This window comes from Larkinella arboricola, assembly GCF_003259745.1.
Lineage (GTDB): Bacteria > Bacteroidota > Bacteroidia > Cytophagales > Spirosomataceae > Larkinella > Larkinella arboricola.
On the sequence record NZ_QLMC01000002.1, the window covers coordinates 774,976 to 790,444 of the forward strand.

The 15,469-nt window shown below is 53.7% G+C and carries 15 protein-coding genes; 9 read left to right on the plus strand and 6 right to left on the minus strand.

Translation table 11 applies throughout. The features are described from left to right. Nucleotides 1–26: 26 nt before the first annotated feature. Nucleotides 27–380 carry a hypothetical protein gene (locus LX87_RS10325; RefSeq protein ID WP_229310613.1) on the plus strand — a complete coding sequence of 118 codons (354 nt, stop codon included), beginning with the start codon at nucleotides 27–29 and terminating at the stop codon, nucleotides 378–380. Between the two features lie 87 nt (nucleotides 381–467). After that, the gene (locus tag LX87_RS10330) at nucleotides 468–938 is read left to right on the plus strand and encodes an SRPBCC family protein (RefSeq protein WP_111628121.1); all 471 of its coding nucleotides are present in this window, start codon (nucleotides 468–470) and stop codon (nucleotides 936–938) included. A gap of 9 nt (nucleotides 939–947) precedes the next feature. Here the strand turns inward: LX87_RS10330 and LX87_RS10335 are convergent, their stop codons facing one another. From LX87_RS10335 to LX87_RS10345, 3 genes are all read right to left on the minus strand, one after another. Continuing rightward, complete coding sequence (locus LX87_RS10335) at nucleotides 948–1,727, minus strand: LytR/AlgR family response regulator transcription factor (RefSeq protein WP_111628122.1); 780 nt, start codon at nucleotides 1,725–1,727, stop codon at nucleotides 948–950. A 216-nt stretch (nucleotides 1,728–1,943) separates the two neighbouring features. After that, nucleotides 1,944–2,990, minus strand: coding sequence for a sensor histidine kinase (locus LX87_RS10340; protein ID WP_229310614.1), 1,047 nt, complete (start codon nucleotides 2,988–2,990; stop codon nucleotides 1,944–1,946). A 15-nt stretch (nucleotides 2,991–3,005) separates the two neighbouring features. Next, nucleotides 3,006–4,076 (minus strand): sensor histidine kinase, encoded by a 1,071-nt coding sequence (locus tag LX87_RS10345; RefSeq protein ID WP_111628123.1) that lies wholly within the window; start codon nucleotides 4,074–4,076, stop codon nucleotides 3,006–3,008. Between the two features lie 178 nt (nucleotides 4,077–4,254). Between LX87_RS10345 and LX87_RS10350 the strand changes: the two genes are divergently transcribed. From LX87_RS10350 to LX87_RS10360, 3 genes are all read left to right on the plus strand, one after another. Further along, nucleotides 4,255–6,333: a TonB-dependent receptor gene (locus LX87_RS10350; protein WP_111628124.1), complete on the plus strand. Its 2,079-nt coding sequence runs from the start codon at nucleotides 4,255–4,257 to the stop codon at nucleotides 6,331–6,333. 96 nt (nucleotides 6,334–6,429) lie between these two features. Beyond that, nucleotides 6,430–6,825 carry a DoxX family protein gene (locus LX87_RS10355; protein WP_111628125.1) on the plus strand — a complete coding sequence of 132 codons (396 nt, stop codon included), beginning with the start codon at nucleotides 6,430–6,432 and terminating at the stop codon, nucleotides 6,823–6,825. Nucleotides 6,826–6,961: 136 nt separating this feature from the next. After that, a complete protein-coding gene (locus LX87_RS10360) occupies nucleotides 6,962–7,255 on the plus strand; it encodes a GNAT family N-acetyltransferase (protein WP_111628358.1) in 294 nt (97 codons plus the stop codon). Between the two features lie 16 nt (nucleotides 7,256–7,271). Here LX87_RS10360 and LX87_RS10365 read toward each other — a convergent pair whose 3' ends face one another. Both LX87_RS10365 and LX87_RS10370 read right to left on the minus strand, forming a co-directional pair. Further along, nucleotides 7,272–8,273: a type I glyceraldehyde-3-phosphate dehydrogenase gene (locus tag LX87_RS10365; RefSeq protein ID WP_111628126.1), complete on the minus strand. Its 1,002-nt coding sequence runs from the start codon at nucleotides 8,271–8,273 to the stop codon at nucleotides 7,272–7,274. A gap of 61 nt (nucleotides 8,274–8,334) precedes the next feature. Further along, complete coding sequence (locus tag LX87_RS10370) at nucleotides 8,335–9,045, minus strand: DUF2461 domain-containing protein (RefSeq protein ID WP_111628127.1); 711 nt, start codon at nucleotides 9,043–9,045, stop codon at nucleotides 8,335–8,337. Between the two features lie 172 nt (nucleotides 9,046–9,217). Here LX87_RS10370 and trpS point away from each other — a divergent pair, with 172 nt between their 5' ends. The 4 genes from trpS (at nucleotide 9,218) to LX87_RS10390 (ending at nucleotide 12,578) form a co-directional block, all read left to right on the plus strand. Then, nucleotides 9,218–10,192 (plus strand): tryptophan--tRNA ligase, encoded by a 975-nt coding sequence (gene trpS, locus LX87_RS10375; RefSeq protein ID WP_111628128.1) that lies wholly within the window; start codon nucleotides 9,218–9,220, stop codon nucleotides 10,190–10,192. A 69-nt stretch (nucleotides 10,193–10,261) separates the two neighbouring features. After that, nucleotides 10,262–10,831 (plus strand): phosphatase PAP2 family protein, encoded by a 570-nt coding sequence (locus LX87_RS10380; RefSeq protein ID WP_229310615.1) that lies wholly within the window; start codon nucleotides 10,262–10,264, stop codon nucleotides 10,829–10,831. A gap of 132 nt (nucleotides 10,832–10,963) precedes the next feature. Next, nucleotides 10,964–11,905, plus strand: a complete 942-nt coding sequence (locus tag LX87_RS10385; protein ID WP_111628129.1) for a ribose-phosphate pyrophosphokinase — start codon at nucleotides 10,964–10,966, stop codon at nucleotides 11,903–11,905. 106 nt (nucleotides 11,906–12,011) lie between these two features. Beyond that, complete coding sequence (locus LX87_RS10390) at nucleotides 12,012–12,578, plus strand: 50S ribosomal protein L25/general stress protein Ctc (protein ID WP_111628130.1); 567 nt, start codon at nucleotides 12,012–12,014, stop codon at nucleotides 12,576–12,578. A 132-nt stretch (nucleotides 12,579–12,710) separates the two neighbouring features. Here the strand turns inward: LX87_RS10390 and LX87_RS10395 are convergent, their stop codons facing one another. Next, nucleotides 12,711–15,395 carry a sodium-translocating pyrophosphatase gene (locus LX87_RS10395; protein ID WP_111628131.1) on the minus strand — a complete coding sequence of 895 codons (2,685 nt, stop codon included), beginning with the start codon at nucleotides 15,393–15,395 and terminating at the stop codon, nucleotides 12,711–12,713. Nucleotides 15,396–15,469 lie beyond the last annotated feature (74 nt).

Sequence of the window (15,469 nt, forward strand, 5' to 3'; positions counted from 1 at the left end):
ATGAACCCGCGAAAAATTATCTCCTGATGAAGTGGATTGGCTTCTGTACGGACGAAGAACTGATGGAAGCCACACTGACGATGCTGGATTGGCAGCAGACCGTCGGGCAGCAGCGCGGGTGCCGGTTTCACGTTCACGACACGAAAGAGTTTGATGTGGCTTGGTCGGGTGCCATCGACTGGATTGTTCAGGAGTATTTCCCCCGGGTTTACGAACTCGGCGTGCGGTACAACATCAGTATTCTGTCGCCCGATCTGTTCTCAAAACTCTCGTCGGAAGCCTTGTTTGAGCAGAGCAACCCGGTTATTCCAACCCAGTTGTGCGAGACGCTGGCCGAAGCCGAGCAGTTTATCGGTGAGCAGTACCAGCGTGGAATCTAAGTGACTGTCAACAGACCGGTTTTTCTTTACTTTTATACACCGTTTTCTCCTTGAGCAACCTCCCGTATTCTAACATTAACGTGATTCATGATTACCGTTCGACATTCTGAATTGATCCGATTGCCGATAACGGAAGTCTACGGGTTGCTGGGCTGTTATGAATACGACTTGCTTTGGCGGAGCAACCTGCATGAATTAAAACAGAATGTGCCGGGGTTGGCCCGGTCGGGCATGAAACTTCACCAGGAAGTGCGGTTGTTCGACCAGCAGATGACCATCCTGGCCGAGGTGACGGCGGCTGCACCCAACCGGCGGACGGCCCACGAAAGCGTTAACAGCCCGGTCGACTTGTGGGAGCAGCGGTTATTTGAACGCGTTCACAAGGAAACCCGGGTAACCTACGAATTGAGCGTGGAGCTGAAAGGCTGGCAGCGGCTGATGGCGCCGTTGCTGATTCATCAGTTACAGCGCCAGTTTCGCAACGACCTGCTACGGGTCAAACAACTGCTGGAAGAAACCCCCAACCCGTTGATTGAACTGCCCAAACGACTGCTGTAAAACCGTTCGTTATTTTCCCATCCACTTCTTAAACTCCGTAGCCCGTTCGCGGCTGACCAGCACTTCCTCTTCCGGCGCCGGTTTCAGCGTCAGCTTCAGTTTGTTGTTGAAATAAGGATGAATCTGCTGGACGCAGTTGATATCGACAATGAACTGCCGGTTGGCCCGGAAAAACTGCGTGGGGTCCAGCATGGCTTCGAGTTCGTCGAGGGTGTAGTCGACCGAAAATTTCTGGTTATTGCGGGTCCGAAACAGGCTGATCCCTTCCTCCGAATAAAAATAGGCAATTTCCGAGATTTCAATAGGCATCCATTGCGACAGGTGTTTGACCAGAAACCGTTTGCGGTATTCCGTCGGCTGAATCTGCTGCCGGAGTTGCTGCACCAGGGCTTCAATGGCCATGCGCCCCCCGCCGGTTTCGGGTTCGGCCTGGGTATGCAGTTTCCGGTGTTTAGCCAGACTGGCCTCCAGCTCGTGGCGTTTGATGGGTTTCAGCAGATAATCGATGCTATTTACCTTAAAAGCCCGCAGGGCGTATTCGTCGTAGGAGGTGGTAAAGATAACCGGCGACACGACGTGGGTTTGTTCGAATATCTCAAAGCTCTGTCCGTCCGCCAGTTCGATGTCCATCAGAATCAAGTCGGGCGAGGTGTTATTCTGCAACCATTGCACCGATGCGCGCACGCTGGCGGCTGTGCCAACAATCCGTATGGAATCATCGACATCCTGTAAAAGCTTCGTTAGCTTGCGAACCGCCAGTTCTTCATCTTCAATGACCAGTACATCCATACAATTGGGTTGTTTTTAGGGGCAAATGGCTTGCGTGTGTTCAGGTTAAATTGTTGTACAAATAGCAGATTAGGCCCGTTTTTTCCAAATCGCTCCCGGTTGAAACCGCATATTGGCCGGGCGAAGCGGCACAGGTAAGTCATGAACCGGGGCTTCCGCCCGCGCCGGATGTGGTTTGGGTTCGGTAGGACGGCGGAAGTTATCGAACCTATACCTTTACGACTCGACTGGAATCAGGGGCAGGGTAACCCGGAAACAGCTTTCGGACTTGTCAATTTCCAGCCCTTTATGCCCGAGTAACTGGTATTTCGTCGCGATGTTGGAAAGCCCGACGCCGTTGGAAGCCACGCGGACGTTTTTGCGCTGCACATTGTTGGAAACCGATAACTGCCCGTTCGGGGTGGTTTCAATCCGGATTTGCAGCGGTTGTTCCGACAGGATGATGTTGTGTTTAACGGCATTTTCGACCAGCATCTGGAGCGTCAGGGGCGGTAGCCGGGCTTCGCGGTATCCGTCGGCAATGCTGACATCCAGTTCAATACCGTTGCCGTACCGGGTTTTCAGCAGGTGAAAATACGACTCAATAAAGGCCAGTTCGTCGCGCAGGCTGGTCAGGGCGTTTTCGTTGGTCTGGAGCAGATACCGGTACACACTCGACAGTTCTTCGATAAACAGTTCGGCTTTCTCGGTATCTTCATCAATCAGCGACGAGAGTGTGTTCAGCGAGTTGAACAGAAAATGCGGATTGACCTGCTGTTTGAGGCTGTCCAGCTGACTTTGCAGATTGGCTTTCTTGAGTTTTTCCGTCTCGCTGATGGTTTGCGACCACTTTTCAAAGGTATACACACTTTCATGGACGATGTTGGCCACCAGATTACCCACAATGCCTAAAACGAGCGCCCACCGAAGCCGGCCCGTGTTGAATTCAAACCCCGGAAAGTCAACCCAGTCGTACAGATGAAACAGAAGCGTAATCACCGCCGATGACATAATCATGTGGATGATCAGGGCCAGACACAGCCGCATCCAGGTCTGACGAATGTGCGGATAGCGCTGGCGCAGGTAAACGGCGGGCAGGGCGTGCAGGAAAAAAGCCGGTGTCCAGACCAGGGCTGTAAAGAGGGTAGCAAGCAGAAAAACATCCAGCCGTTGAAGATAAATCTTCCCCAGCAGCATGTAGTTCAGAAAAAAGTAGTAAGTCGGCAGGATACCCAGGGCAATCCAGGTATCTTTCTGGGTATACCGATTTAATGTTAGGCCCACATTGGTACGGAAAAATCAGGGTAAATTTATTAAAAAATCAGCATCTTTCGTGATGAGTGGCACGTGCACACTAAACTCACGACCGTTGTCCTGAATCACCGGGCGGGGCAGCCGCAGGAGCTTGAACCGTTCCGTGAGTTGCGTCAATCCGCCCGGCTGCTTCTTGACCTGTATGTTTTTGCGCTGAATGTTATTGGCGACCTGCAAGCGCGTCGTCCCGGTCTGTTTTTTGCTATCGGCCTGGAGCATGATCACCAGCGGTCGGTCGGCCAGGATGATGTTATGGCGGATGGCATTTTCGATCAGCATCTGCAAACTGAACGGGGGCAGGTAATGATCCAGCAGTTCGGGAGCAATGGCCGTATGCAGTTCAATCGCCGGGCCGTAGCGCGCTTTCAGCAGATAGAAAAACGATTCAATAAACCGGATTTCGGTCTGGAGCGTCACCAGTTTTCGGTCGTTCGATTGCAGCAGATACCGGTATACACTCGACATTTCCTCCAGAAACCGGTTGGCCTGCTGCTTATCTTCGGCAATCAGGGCCGATAGGGAGTTGAGCGAGTTAAACAGGAAATGGGGGTTTACCTGACTTTTCAGGCTATCGAACTGCCCCTGAATCCGGGATTTCTGGATGGCTTCGACTTCGGCAACGGCCTGACGGTATTGGTGCAGGTAATAAATGATTTCGTAGGTGATGCCCAGCACCAGCGAGCAGAAAATGCCGATGCCGATGTACGCCCGGTAAACGTGGGCCGTAATGGGGATGATGGCCAGCCCGCTGAGGTCGGTCAGAAACACAAACATCGACTGGCAGACCACCGCCAGCAGAAAATACCCGGTAAAGGTGATCACAATGCGCCGGAACGAATGCCGGGCGTCGGGAAAAAGTTTGCGTACATACGCTACCCAACTGACCGAGCCTTCCCACGCCAGCGTGACATACGCCATTCCGATAAATACCCAACCGGCGTACAACACCGGGTTGTGCTGATCATCTTTCAGGTAGAGCAGATTCGCCAGCAGCACAATCAGCGGGATGCCAATCCAGCGGAGCCATCGGTCGTTCGGTCTTTCAAACGTTGTCACGTACTTTGTAATTTGGATTTAATTTTTTGTAAAAATAAAGGTTCCCGCCCCGCTTGCTCAATACAGACTTGTTTGAAACGCCGACTTTTGGGGTTGAATTGAGGTTAGTGGACGCTAAAGAGTAAAATATCATTTGGACGCGTTAGCTTTGTAAAAAACCCAAGTAGTCCGTATTGATATGAATAAATCCCTTTCCGTTTTATTACTATTTCCCATTGCCGTAGCCGCTCAGCAACCCCAACCCAGCCGTCTGGAAACCGATACGGTTCAGCTGGCGGAGGTGACGGTGAGGGGGTACGAAACCAATCGTTCCCTGATGGAAACGGCAGCCTCCATCAACACATTGAATGTCAGAGATCTTAACCAGCGTTTTGGTCAGCCAACCCTGGTTCCCGCCTTCAACACCCTGCCCGGGGTACGCATGGACGAACGGTCGCCGGGCAGCTACCGGCTTTCCATCCGGGGCAGTCTGATTCGCTCGCCGTTTGGGGTCCGCAATGTTAAAATCTACTGGAACGAACTGCCGCTGACCGACGCGGGCGGAACCACGTACCTGAATGCGTTGGATGTGCGCTCGGTGGGTCGGGTCGAAGTCATCAAGGGCCCTTCAGGAAGTTTGTACGGCGCCGGAACCGGCGGTACGGTATTGCTGGGCGGACAAAGCAGCTCGACCGGTCAGCAGGCCAGCCGCGCGGAAGTTGGTGTAACAATGGGGTCGTACGGTTTGGCCGGGCAGACCTATACGATCCAGACCGGTAAAAATAACGCAGCGATTTCGCTCAGTTACGGCCATTTGCAGTCTGGCGGCTACCGCGAAAACAGCCGGATGTACCGCGACAACCTGAACCTCAACGCGACGTTCGCCGTCAACCCCAAACAGACGATTTCCATTATCGGTCTGTATTCCGATCTGATGTATCAGACGCCGGGCGGTCTGACCCAGGCGCAGTACCTGGCCAATCGGCGGCAGGCTCGTCCGGCCACGCGGGTTTCGCCGGGTAGCGTTGATCAGCGGGCGGCCATTTACCAGAAAACCGGTTATCTGGGCTTCTCGCACCAATACCGCTGGAACGACCGGATCGAGAACACCACCGTTGTCTACGGCTCGTTAACCGATTTTGCCAACCCGTTCATTACCAACTACGAAAAGCGGGCAGATCAGGGAATCGGCGGGCGAACCGTTACGCGCTGGCAGATGATTGAAGCGGGCGTACCGACCAAACTCGTTTTCGGGGGCGAATGGCAGAACAATTTTACGGTGAACCGCAACTACGGAAACCGTGCCGGACAACCCGACACGCTACAGGCCGACGACGAACTCCGGGCCACGCAATCGGTTATTTTTGCTCAGCTCGAAGCCACCCTGCCGTTGGGCATCATTGCTACCGCCGGAATCAGCCGCAACGAAGTGGCCTACCAGTTTACCCGGTTTTCGGTGCAGCCGGTCGTGGCCCAGCCGCGCGGTTTTGAGCCGGTCTGGCTGCCCCGTGTGGCTCTGTTGAAGAAACTGGGGGAGAACGTGTCGGCTTTTGCCAGCGTCAGCACCGGTTACTCCACGCCGACGATTCAGGAGGTACGGCCTTCGGAGGGAACGTTCAATCCGACGCTGGAACCCGAGCGCGGTACCAACCTGGAAGCCGGTGTGCGCGGGCGGTTGAGCCGGTTCCAGTTTGACCTGACGGCCTACCAGTTCCGGCTGCGGCAAACGATTGTCCGGCGGTCGGTAGAAAGCGGAGCCGAATATTTCATCAATGCCGGAGCCACCAATCAGAAAGGACTGGAAGCCCAGGTGTCGTATCAATTTGTTGTCCCGAAACCGGACCAGTTCTGGCAAACCGTTCGACTCTGGAACAGCACGACGCTGACCAACTACCGGTTCCGGAATTACCAGCAGGGCGATGTGAATGTGTCGGGCAACCGGGTAACGGGCGTTCCGCCAACGGTGGTCGTAACGGGTTTGGACGCCGAAACGAAAGTGGGCCTGTACGCGCACCTGACGCATCAGTTTATCGACCAGTTTCCGCTGGACGATGCCAATACCGTCAAATCCGACGTAGCCCGTATGCTGAATGCCACCATTGGCTACCGGAAAACACTGGCCAACCGCTGGACGCTGGAAGCGTTCCTCAGCGGGGATAACCTGCTGGATCAAACCTACAGCCTAGGCTACGACCTCAACGCCTTTGGCGGACGGTATTACAATGCGGCTCCGGGCCGGAACCTGACGGGCGGTGTCAAGCTGGCCGTCAGATGGTAAATCAGTGATTAATGCGCGGTTCAGCGTTTACGGCGGATTTCATCCAACGGCTTTCGTTTCGTAAACGCTGAACCGTATACCCTAAACTTTTAAAAAATGGCGAGAGGAAGTTTTCCACGGAATAACAATCAATTTGCTTTTCTGATTCTGCAACTCGGGCTGGGCGTTGATCTGGCGATGCACGGTCTGGTGCGCATTCCTAAACTGACGAAGTTTGCCGATAAAATGGTCGGCGATTTTTCGGCCACCATCCTGCCGGATTTTCTGGTCCGGGGCTTCGGCCTGACGCTGCCGTTTGTCGAGCTGATCATCGGGATTTTGCTGTTCCTGGGCGGGCGGTTTCTGATCTGGGGCGGTCTGGCGGGCGGTCTGACGATGGCAGCGCTGATTTTTGGTTCCGCCCTGCGCGAAGAATGGGGCGCCGTCAGCATTCAGCTCATTCACGTGCTGGCCTTTTACTTTTTGCTACGCGAAGCCGAAAACCGTCTGTGAGGGATTGCCGTTTGGGCGGGTTTAAATGGAAAATCTTGTGCCCCTCCGTTGCGCAATACGGAATTTATCGTGACCTTGTTGGAGAGCACCGTTGGGCCGGTACGAATCCGGCTATTCAGGCAAAGATAATTTTGTTATGGAACCCGTTCAGTTAATGCTCCTCAAGGGGAAGGGAATGTTTTACATCCGCGAAGGTGAACGCACCATTGCCGAGATGGTTTTTGATAAATCGGATACCGCCCTGACCGTGTATCATACCGAAGTGGTACCGGAAGCAGAGGGAAAAGGAATAGCGGGCGAACTGCTCACCGCGATGGTGGAGTACGCCCGCCAGCATCAGTTGAAAGTAGTGCCCCTGTGCCCGTATGTACACGCACAGTTCAAGCGGCATCCGGAACGGTATCAGGATGTCTGGGCGCAGAGCCGCTAACGGTTATACCAAACCGTCAAATCCGTTCGGCCAGGTAAGCGGCCACTTCCGCCAGACGGTTGGCAAAACCCCACTCGTTATCGTACCAGGAAGCAATCGACAACAGGTTGCCTTGTTTGGTGGTGAGAGGTAAATCCATCAGCGACGTGTGCGGATCGGCCACAATGCGCGAAGAAGCCCATTCGCCTTCCAGCACATCCATAACGCCTTTCAGAGGGCCTTCGCTCGCGGCTTTGCGGAACGCGTTGTTGACTTCCTCCACCGTGCAGTCTTTTTCCGTAATCAGGTTCAGTTCGGCAATACTGCCCGTGCGGGTCGGTACGCGGTACGCTTTTCCGGTGATCTGGAGGTCTTTCCAGATGAACTGCAAAGCCCGTGCGGCTCCTGACGACGACGGAATGATGTTTTCGGTGGCGGCCCACGAGTCGCGCCGGTCTTTCATCGGCTGGTCGGTCAGCGACTGGGTGTTGGTGTAGGAGTGAACCGTCGAAAACAGACCGTACTGGATGCCGAAATTTTCCAGAATCACCTTGATCGGCGCGGCCAGGGCGTTGGTCGTACAGCTACCCATGCTGATGATGTGGTGGCTGGCCGGATCGAAGGTGTCCAGGTTGATTCCTTTCAGCAACACGGCGTCGCAGTCGGCCAGCGATTTGCTGGGTGCGCTGATCAGCACGTATTTAGCGCCCCGGTCGATGTGAGCCTGCGCCCCCGCCCGAACCGTCGCCCGGCCCGTACAGTCCACCACCAGATCGACGCCCAGGGCGGCCCAGTCCGGAATCTCTTTGGACGAATTAATATAAAGAATGTTCCGATCACCGATGGTTAGTTTGCCTTCTGTGCCCGACACCGGCTCGTGCCAGCGGCCGTAGTTGGTGTCAACGGCGTACAGAGCCGCCAGGGTGTCCTCATCACGAATGTCGGAAATTGAAACCGGTACAAAAAGGTTTTTACTTAACGCAATGCGCAGGAATTGCCGTCCGATGCGCCCGAAACCATGCAGAGCAATAGTCGCCATAACAGATGGGATTTTATAAGGTTCACTGAATGAACACGAACCCATCGGGTTTTGATTCCCGTTACAGGCTTATGGTTTCGTCCTTTTCGTCGTAAAACAGGTAATTCAGGTAATCGCAGTACGGTTTGATCAGGCGGCATCCTTTCACCACCTCGTCGGCAAAGCCCGGTTTGAGTACGTCCTTATCCGAATACCGGTGCATAAAAAACAGTTCTTTCCGGCGCAGCAGGTCGATTTCGGGGTGGTCGGCTGAATAGCCTTTGGGAGCGGTTTTCATGCTTTCGCCCGAAATTTCCGGAAAATAGGTGCGAAATTCGGGGGCTTCGATAATGTCTTTCAGTTCGTCGACGTTGTAGTCTACTTCCTGCCGAAACTTGGCCAGATGCGCGGGCGTGGGCTGCCACATACCCGCGCCCAGAAACGATTCACCGTCGGGTTGCAGGTGCAGGTAATAATCAATCCGGCCCGAATGGCGTCCGCCCGGGCCCACGGCAGCCGCGAAATGTTTCTTGTACGGCGCTTTATCTTTGGAAAACCGGATGTCGCGGTTGATCCGGAAAATGCAATCTTTTACGGACGTATTGGGCAGGCTTTCAAACGTTTCGATTCCCTGCAACAACCGGCCAACGAAGTGTTCGAATTCGGCTTTGGCGGCATCGTAGCGGGGGCGGTTGGCCTGAAACCATTCCCGGTTGTTGTTCTGGGCCAGATCGCGCAGAAAGTCAAGTGTTTGAACGGTAAGCTGTGAATTAGGCGTGTTTTTCGTCTTCATACTGTTCCAAAGCTAACCAGAAATAGCGAAGTTTGCACGAAGTTTAATTGTGAATGAGTGAATGAGCGAATGAGTGAATAGGATCGAAGATCACGCGTTTATCAGCGGCAACTATTCACCGCACCGGCCGCCGGTCATTCTATCATTCTATCATTCACTCATTCAAAAAAACATGTCTCGCATTCTTACCGGTATTCAAAGCAGCGGGCGACCGCATTTGGGAAACATTCTGGGGGCCATTAAGCCCGCTATTACACTTTCAGAGCAACCCGACAATGATTCCTTTTTCTTTATTGCCGACCTGCATTCGCTGACCACGATTAAGGACGGGGCGCTGCGTCGGGAGTATATCCGGGCGGTGGCATCGGCCTGGCTAGCGTTCGGGCTGGATACGACAAAGAATACGTTCTGGCGGCAGTCGCACGTGCCCGAGCATACCGAACTGGCCTGGTACCTGAACTGCTTTACGCCGTTTCCGATGCTGGCCAACGCCCACTCCTTCAAGGACAAAGCCGAACGGTTGTCGGACGTGAATGCGGGTTTGTTTACCTATCCGTGCCTGATGGCGGCTGACATCCTGCTGTACGATGCCGACATTGTGCCGGTAGGGAAAGATCAGAAGCAGCACGTCGAGATGACCCGGGATATGGCCAGCGCGGTCAATAACCAGGCAGGCGAAGAGATTTTTGTGCTGCCGGAATCGAAGATCGACGAGCGGATCATGACCATTCCGGGCATCGACGGCCAGAAAATGAGCAAGTCGTACAACAACTACATCGATATTTTCCAGCCCGCCAACGATCTCTACAAGGTTATCAAGAAAATCGTGTCGGACTCAACGCCCCTGGAAGAACCCAAAAATCCGGATACCGACATTACGTTCAAACTCTACGCCTTGCTGGCAAACGAAGATCAGGTCAATACGATGCGCCAGAACTACCTCAACGGCGGTTACGGCTATGGCCATGCCAAAAAGGAACTCTACGAACTGATTATCGACCAGTTTTCCGGTCCCCGCGAACGGTTTACGTTCTACATGGAAAACAACAACGAACTGGAAAAAGAACTCCGGATCGGCGAAGAAAAGGCCCGCGCCGTGGCTTCCAAAACCATCGAACGCGTCCGGACGAAATTAGGCTATAACTAATTGTGAATGATAGAATGACCGGGCCACCGGCCCGGTCATTCTATCATTCACTCATTCACTCATTCAAAATTGGAAACCCTCAACCAACTCGATACCGATCTGTTTCTCTGGCTCAACGGCCTGTATGCGCCCTGGCTGGATACAGTGATGGTGTGGGCGACGATGCGGAATACCTGGATACCGTTTTATGCGCTGCTGATCGGCTGGCTCGGGTTTCAATACCGGAAGCAGGCCATCGGTCTGGTGCTGACGCTGGTGGCGGCCGTTGCCCTGAGTGATCAGACGGCTTCGGCGGTGCTGAAACCGTTGACCCTGCGGCTGCGGCCCTGCCACGAACCGGCGCTGCAAAAGCTGATTCATCCCGTGCTCGAATGCGGAGGAACCTACGGATTTGCGTCGTCCCATGCCGCCAACACGTTTGCCCTGGCAATGGCGTTGTGGCTGCTGGTTGGGCAACGGTTTGCGTGGGTGAAATGGATTTTTCTGTGGGCACTACTGGTTTCCTACAGCCGGATTTATGTGGGCGCACACTATCCGCTCGACGTGCTGGCCGGGGCCGGAGTGGGGGTTCTGATGGCGGTTGGATGCGTTTTTTTGTACAGGAAGCTGTCAAAAAGCTTGGCCCCGGCCCCACACTAGACGCAAAATTCTGTACATTGTTCAAGAAAATAAAGTAGAAGTCTTATTGAAAAGCTAATTGCAGAAAACTTAGGGCAAGTCTTCACAAGAGTCGAACAATATTCGTATTTTTGCGGAAATTTTCGGCACCGAATGGCATCCCTTAATACGGTTAAGATTTTTTCAGGCACTCAATCAACGTATCTGGCAGAGAAAATAGCTCGTCAGTACGGCAAGGATCTGGGCGGTTACACCCTGCGACGGTTCAGCGACGGCGAGTTATCGCCAAGTTTTGAAGAATCGGTGCGGGGGTGCGACGTATTTTTGATTCAGTCAACCAATCCGCCGGCTGACAACCTGATGGAATTGCTGCTGATGGTCGACGCAGCCCGTCGGGCGTCGGCCCACTACGTAACGGTGGTTATTCCGTATTTCGGATATGCCCGTCAGGATCGGAAGGACAAACCGCGCGTGGCTATTGCGGCCAAGATGGTGGCCAACATGCTGGCGGCTGCCGGGGCGGACCGGCTCATGACGATTGACCTGCACGCGGGGCAGATTCAGGGATTCTTTGATTTCCCGGTTGATCATCTGGAAGGAGCATCGGTTTTTGTACCGTACATCCAGAGCCTGAACCTGGACAACCTGCTGGTTGCGTCGCCGGACGTGGGCGGAGCGGCCCGGGCCCGGGCGTTTGCCAAGCATTTCAACGCCGACATTGTGCTCTGCGACAAACACCGAAAACGCGCCAATGAAATTGCCTCGATGCAGGTCATCGGGGACGTGGAAGGCGCCAATGTCGTGCTGATTGATGACCTGATTGATACGGGCGGCACCATGTGCAAAGCGGCCGAAATCATTCTGGAAAAAGGAGCAAAATCGGTGCGGGCCATTTCTACGCACCCGGTTATGTCGGGTAAGGCCCACGAAAATATTACCAATTCGGTATTGGAAGAACTGGTGGTATCGGACACGCTGCCGCTGCGCCAGCCGAACCCTAAAGTACGCGTGCTGACGGTAGCGGATCTGTTCGCCAAAGCCATCGGACGCATTCGAGATCACGAATCTATTAGTTCACTGTTTATAAAGTACTGAGAGAACAAAGAGGATAGACAATAGAGTAAAGACATGCGGTTAAGCTGTTTTTACTCACTGTTTCAAGTCTTTATCTCTCTTCTAACATCTAAAATTCTAAAATCAAATGAAAAAACACGAGATTGTAGGGTATAACAGAGCGAATCTCGGTAAGACGGGGTCGAAGGCTCTTCGTGCCGAAGGCTATATCCCCGGTGTATTGTACGGCGGTAAGTCGCAGGTTCACTTTTATGCACCGGCCATTTTGTTCCGGCAGTTGCTGACTTCGCCCGAAGCGTACGAAGTGACGCTGAACATCGAAGGTGATGAATACTCGGCGATTTTGCAGGATACGCAGTTCCACCCGGTCAACGACCAACTGCTTCATGCGGATTTCCTGGAAATTGTTGAAGGAAAAGATATCAAAGTTGAAGTACCCATCCGTTTCGTTGGAACGGCTCCGGGTGTGCAAAAAGGGGGTAAACTGATTCAGAAACTTCGCAAACTGAAACTGCGCGGAGCGGTAAACCGCATTCCTGATTACGTGGATGTGGATGTCGCCGATCTGGATTTGGGTAAAACCATCAAAGTGGGTGCTGTTACGTTGGACGGTGTTGAGATCCTCGACGGTCCGTTGCTTCCCATTGCCAGCATCGAAATTCCGCGCTCTATGCGGGGTAAAACGGCTGCTTAATTGCGGTCATTCAGCTAATAGATTAAACAGAAAAACCCGTTCAGACGAACGGGTTTTTCTGTTTTCAGGACAAAAGAGAAAGGAAGCTGTGCAGGTCTTTTGTCTCTGGTCTAACCTCTCTGGTCTAAAAAATCACTTTTCCGTTACCCGAATTGAAATCCGGCGGTTTTGCGCCCGGCCTTCTTCCGTGTCGTTCGACGCCACGGGGTGCTCCTGACCGTAGCCTTCCGCTTCCAGCCGGTCTTTATCAATACCGAGTTTTACCAGTTCGTTCTGAACCGAAGTCGCCCGCGCTTCCGACAGTTTCTGGTTGGCTGCCGGGTTGCCCGTATTATCGGTATAGCCGCCCAGTTTAATCTCTACGTCGGGATACGCTTTCAGAATCTCCGCGATGTTTTTCAACTGCTCCTGCGACGAAGAAACCAGCGTGGCGCTGCCGGTTTCAAAGGTCAGCCGGTCGAAATCAAACCAGGTTTCCTTGTCAACGGCTTTCTTGTCGTCCTGAATAAAGGCCAGGAGTTTGTTTTCAACCCCGCGTTCGGGCAACGTCAGGTCCACCCCGTTGGTGAGCTTAACAGCCTGAAAAGAACCTAAGTTGGGGGTGTAAACCGTTTCGTTGTCAGCCGCCGTCGATTTCTCCAGATCAACGCCGTCGGTTGTGCCCTCAGCCACCACACCTTCCTGCGCATAGCCCGCCGTTTCGTTGGAGTGTACGGCGATATACGGGGCAATAACCAGCGAGACAATGGACATCAGCTTGATCAGGATGTTCATCGACGGACCGGACGTATCCTTGAACGGATCGCCGACGGTATCACCCGTTACCGAGGCTTTGTGCGGCTCTGATTTTTTATAATAGATTTGGCCGTTGATTTCAACACCTTTCTCAAACGACTTTTTGGCGTTGTCCCAGGCCCCCCCGGCATTACTCTGGAAAATACCCATCAGTACGCCCGAAACCGTCACGCCCGCCAGAAAACCGCCCAGTACTTCCGGTCCAAATAAAAAACCGACAAGCACGGGAGAGATCAGCGCAATAGCCCCCGGCAGAATCATTTCCCGAATCGAAGCCTGGGTGGAAATGGCGACGCATTTTTCGTATTCCGGTTTGCCGGTTCCTTCCAGAATGCCCGGTATTTCGCGAAACTGACGCCGAACTTCTTCCACCATTTTCATGGCCGCCCGCCCCACCGCAGCAATCGCCAGCGACGAGAAAATAAACGGAATCATACCGCCCACAAACAAGCCCGAAAGTACGTCGGCTTTGTAAATATCAATCCCCGTAATGCCCGAAACACCCACAAATGCGGCCAGCAGCGCCAGCGACGTCAGGGCCGCCGAAGCAATGGCAAAGCCTTTACCCGTAGCCGCAGTGGTGTTGCCCACAGCATCCAGAATGTCCGTCCGTCCGCGTACTTCCTCGGGCAGTTCGCTCATTTCGGCAATCCCGCCCGCGTTATCGGCAATCGGTCCGAAGGCGTCAATGGCGAGCTGCATGGCCGTGGTTGCCATCATTCCAGCCGCTGAAATGGCGACACCGTACAGACCGGCAAATTTGTAGGAAATGAAAATCCCGGCGGCCAGCGTCAGGATTGGCAATACCGTTGACTCCATCCCGACGGAAAGCCCACCGATGATGTTGGTTGCGTGGCCGGTCGACGACTGACGCACAATGGTCATCACCGGACGGCGGCCCATAGCGGTATAATATTCGGTGATGATCGACATCAGGGCACCCACCACCAGACCGGTGAAAATGGCGTAAAAGACATCAATTCGGGTGAATTCAACCCCCCGGATTTCCAGCGTTCCCGAAGGAAGAACGGCGTTAACCAGAAAATACGAAGCAATGACGGTCAGTAGAATGGAAGCCCAGTTCCCCATATTCAGCGCGGCCTGAACGTTGCCCTTATCGTCTTTGACCCGAACAAAATAGGTTGAAACGATAGAGAAAATCAGGCCCAGACCCGCGATGAGCATCGGCAACACGATGGGGGCGTGGCCTAAAATATTGTCGGCTTCCGGAATCCGGATTTCGCGGCCTAACACCATCGTAGCCAGAATGGTCGCCACGTAAGACCCGAACAGGTCGGCACCCATACCGGCCACATCACCCACGTTATCGCCCACGTTGTCGGCAATGGTGGCGGGGTTACGCGGATCATCTTCCGGAATACCGGCTTCCACTTTCCCCACCAAATCGGCACCCACGTCAGCGGCTTTGGTATAAATACCGCCCCCAACCCGGGCAAACAGGGCAATCGACTCGGCACCCAGCGAAAAACCAGCCAGTACTTCCAGCGTTTTTTCCATCGGAATACCGTTCACATCACCGGTGGTGCCGACGTAAATAGAATGAAAGAGAATAAAAAGAACACTTAACCCAATAACGGCCAGACTGGCTACGCCGATACCCATTACCGAACCGCCGGTAAAGGAGACATTCAGCGCGCGGGTCAGGCTGGTCCGACCGGCCTGGGCGGTGCGGACGTTGGCTTTGGTGGCGATTTTCATGCCGATGTAACCCGCCAGGGCCGAGGTAAACGCACCGATGGCAAAGGCAATTCCGATCGGCCAGTCGGAATTTTCAACCAGCGTACCGGCAAAGCCCAGCAGCAGCGCCACCACAATACCGAATACAATGAGAACGCGCCACTCGGCTTTGAGAAAGGCGATGGCACCGTCGGCGATGTAGGATGCAATTTCCTGCATCCGGTCGTTGCCAGGATCCTGGCGCGAGACCCACATGAATTTGGTGTACATCACCGCCAGGCCGATCAGACCCAGAATGGGAACAAGATAAATGCTAAAATTCATACTGAATGATTGAAGGGTTATACTTTTGGAACGTCGCAAATATAAACGGATTGCTAGCATTTGAAAATGAACAC

What these genes read in the sequence shown, in the direction of transcription:
- LX87_RS10325 (WP_229310613.1), top strand. Translation starts at nt 27, where the DNA reads ATGAAGTGGATTGGCTTCTGTACGGACGAAGAACTGATGGAAGCCACA.
- LX87_RS10330 (WP_111628121.1), top strand. Translation starts at nt 468, where the DNA reads ATGATTACCGTTCGACATTCTGAATTGATCCGATTGCCGATAACGGAA.
- LX87_RS10335 (WP_111628122.1), bottom strand. Translation starts at nt 1,727, where the DNA reads ATGGATGTACTGGTCATTGAAGATGAAGAACTGGCGGTTCGCAAGCTA.
- LX87_RS10350 (WP_111628124.1), top strand. Translation starts at nt 4,255, where the DNA reads ATGAATAAATCCCTTTCCGTTTTATTACTATTTCCCATTGCCGTAGCC.
- LX87_RS10355 (WP_111628125.1), top strand. Translation starts at nt 6,430, where the DNA reads ATGGCGAGAGGAAGTTTTCCACGGAATAACAATCAATTTGCTTTTCTG.
- LX87_RS10360 (WP_111628358.1), top strand. Translation starts at nt 6,962, where the DNA reads ATGGAACCCGTTCAGTTAATGCTCCTCAAGGGGAAGGGAATGTTTTAC.
- LX87_RS10365 (WP_111628126.1), bottom strand. Translation starts at nt 8,273, where the DNA reads ATGGCGACTATTGCTCTGCATGGTTTCGGGCGCATCGGACGGCAATTC.
- LX87_RS10370 (WP_111628127.1), bottom strand. Translation starts at nt 9,045, where the DNA reads ATGAAGACGAAAAACACGCCTAATTCACAGCTTACCGTTCAAACACTT.
- trpS (WP_111628128.1), top strand. Translation starts at nt 9,218, where the DNA reads ATGTCTCGCATTCTTACCGGTATTCAAAGCAGCGGGCGACCGCATTTG.
- LX87_RS10385 (WP_111628129.1), top strand. Translation starts at nt 10,964, where the DNA reads ATGGCATCCCTTAATACGGTTAAGATTTTTTCAGGCACTCAATCAACG.
- LX87_RS10390 (WP_111628130.1), top strand. Translation starts at nt 12,012, where the DNA reads ATGAAAAAACACGAGATTGTAGGGTATAACAGAGCGAATCTCGGTAAG.
- LX87_RS10395 (WP_111628131.1), bottom strand. Translation starts at nt 15,395, where the DNA reads ATGAATTTTAGCATTTATCTTGTTCCCATTCTGGGTCTGATCGGCCTG.